The organism is Bartonella sp. AP3QHHD, from assembly GCF_042195765.1.
Classification (GTDB): Bacteria; Pseudomonadota; Alphaproteobacteria; order Rhizobiales; family Rhizobiaceae; genus Bartonella.
On record NZ_JBHIPC010000027.1, the window covers coordinates 1 to 2795 of the forward strand.

General features: G+C 37.9%; 1 protein-coding gene and 1 pseudogene. One reads left to right on the plus strand and one right to left on the minus strand.

The window, feature by feature from the left end; all coding sequences use genetic code 11:
* Positions 1-879, minus strand: an 879-nt coding sequence (locus ACFIL7_RS01480) for a DEAD/DEAH box helicase family protein (protein ID WP_375683267.1), incomplete at its 3' end; no start/stop codon positions are given.
* 1057 nt (positions 880-1936) lie between these two features.
* Here ACFIL7_RS01480 and ACFIL7_RS01485 point away from each other — a divergent pair.
* Positions 1937-2795 (plus strand): annotated as a pseudogene (locus ACFIL7_RS01485) (POTRA domain-containing protein); the annotation flags it as partial.

The window sequence follows — 2795 nt, forward strand, 5'->3', positions numbered from 1 at the left end:
TTCTCCAAGCTTTTGAGAATCTGTTGTTGCTGGTAGAGCGAGATCCGAGACATCGAGTTCGGCAGCATCATCTTGGGCTTTGCGACGCTTGCCAACTTGTGTATCAGAACACACCGCAAAGGAACGCAAGGGTATTGCTGTATCTGCTGTCCATTCTCTTATTGTTTGTGACATTAAAGAAAGAGAGGGGACAAGGAATAAAACACGTTTACCTTGACCAGCAAGAGCTTCTGCTATCTTCAGACTGGTAAAGGTCTTTCCCGTTCCACACGCCATAATCAGCTTGCCACGGTCTGCTGTTTGTAAACCGTCACAAACAGCTTTAAGCGCTTCTTGTTGATGATCTAAAAGCTTTTTCGGTTCTTTTTTCTTAAGAGTAGCTTCCCCTTTGCTTTCAAAGGTTGACCAATCTATTTGACTGTTTTCCAGATCAAAAAGATTAATCCGTTGAATGCGGACTCCTTGTCCTTCACAGGTGAGATCGGCATTGTTACTCCAATTACCTTCAGTGCTATCAACCAGAATACGGCGTGTGAAGATCTTTTTTCCTGAGGCAGCAATAAAGCTATCAATATCTTCCTTCTTGATTTGATGATTTGCACTATAAAACTTACATTGAATAGCGGCATATCCTTCTTCATCACGAATTTTAGCAACCAGATCAATGCCGATATCACGCCCATCTTCTCCATGCTCTTTTGCCCATTCACAATAGGTTTGAACCTTTTCATATTCTTGGCATTGTAGAGGGTCTTGCGTCAAATAAGCAATTACAAACTTTTCAAAAGAAGTTCCTCTATCGCGCGCACTTTCTGTATGATCACGGTAGGATTGTAACAGAGAGCGTAATGTCAGTGGTTTGTTATGAGATTGAAGCATTTATAATAAAACCCCACCGCTTTATAAGCGTTGATCTATCGGTGTTAAAAAACTTTAAATAGAATCTGCTAGATCTATTTAAAACAAATAGCAATAATAAAATAAAAAAAGGGTGCTAAAGACCCACAACCTGCTTAAAAAGAAATTTTATTAAAGGCTACTTATCCACAGCCTATGACATGAGGTAAAATCAGCAAAATAGTGAATTTTGCTGTTCGTTTCACGTGTTCATCAAGACAAATGAACTATGTGCTTTTAAAATATCATAATGAGTATTTTGATAGGTTTTATGAGTCACTAAAATAGTCTATTTTGTCAGTTTAATTTACTGACACAAACTGACAAATATATATTATGGATTGTATTTAAGGTTGTATTGTCGATATAGGTTGTATCGTTAAAATGCTAACATATTGAAATATAATGTTTTTAATTTTCTCTCATTTAAAAAAATAATATAGGCTCTAAAAAGAACTGACAACACTGACAGCACTGGACAAAACTCTTCTGTTCAGATCACTCAGATCATTGTCTTTGGAGAAAAGTTCTTTGATGAAAATGCCATTAAATATAACTTATTAGAAAATCAAGACTTTGTTTGCTCGCCACATTTGGCGAGCAAAGGCAGGAAAAAGAGTTTTGCGTAATTGTCTTGAAAGGCTCTCAAAGAGATTTCTTATTGTTTTCTATGATGGTTTTTGACGACAGGATGTGCTTGATAGCATGATGTCTCGTTTATATGCGTGTTGAGTGGCTTAGAGGAGCTGGAGAGTGAATTTATCTCTAATTATTGATAAATATATTGTAGCATTAAACTGGGGATATTGATATATTAACCATTGACGGGCTAAACAGTTTTGTTTAGAGGTTTTCTCATATAAATGTGGGGGAGAGATCTTCAGCAATTCAAATAAAGCGTTTTTTGTAAAATAAAGCAGTTTTGGGTGTCACTTTTTTGGTTACAGAGGCATGTGCTTTTGTTAAAAGCGTCATAGGGCAGTGGCTGTTTTGAGTGGACTTGTTAGAGGTTCCATGAAGTTCTTTTAAAGAGTGCTTCATGAATAATGCAAAGCGGGGGCAATCTGTATTGTTATTGATATTTTTACGCCAAAGTTCTCTTTTGAGAATTTTTCGTGCCATTTTTGTTTTCTTTGGCTTGTTTACAGGTGTAAATGTTTATGCGCGCTCCTCAGCTATTTTTCATTCCCCAACAGATAATTTTTCTCGCCAACAATCTGAGAAGCAGCAATTAGAAAGAATTGAGAAATTACGCGCTTTAACGCCTAAAAGGATAAAGACNATTACGCGCTTTAACGCCTAAAAGGATAAAGACGCCTTCAGAGCAAAATCCAGAAACGCTTTTGGGTGGGAAGCAATGTTTTCCAATTCATGCTGTTGTTGTTGAGGGAGTGCACCATGTCAAAAAGCGCTCTATATCAGCCGTAACAGAGCCTTATGTTGGAAGATGTATCGGTCTTTTTGATATTCAGCTCTTAATCAAGAAGTTAACCAAAGTTTATTTGGATCAAGGCTATGTAACGGCACGTTTTTATATTCCTGATCAAGATATCAAAAACAGCAAGACGCTCAAATTTGTTGTCGTTGAGAGCAAGCTTTCAGAGATTTACTATAATGGTTCACCGGCATCTCGTTATAATAATGTTGTATGGAGTGCTTTTCCTGGGCTTCAAGGTCATGTTCTGAACATGCGCGATATTGAACAGGGGCTTGATCAGATCAACCGTTTGAGTTCAGCGCACGCTCAAAGCGAACTTCTTCCAGGGCGTGAAGAAGGGAGCACCATTGTCAATATTAACAATCATCCCGATAAAACTTTCAAGGTTACTGTTTCTCATGACAATATGGGACAATCTTCCACGGGTTATGCGCGTTATAGTGCGGGCTTGAGGGTAGAA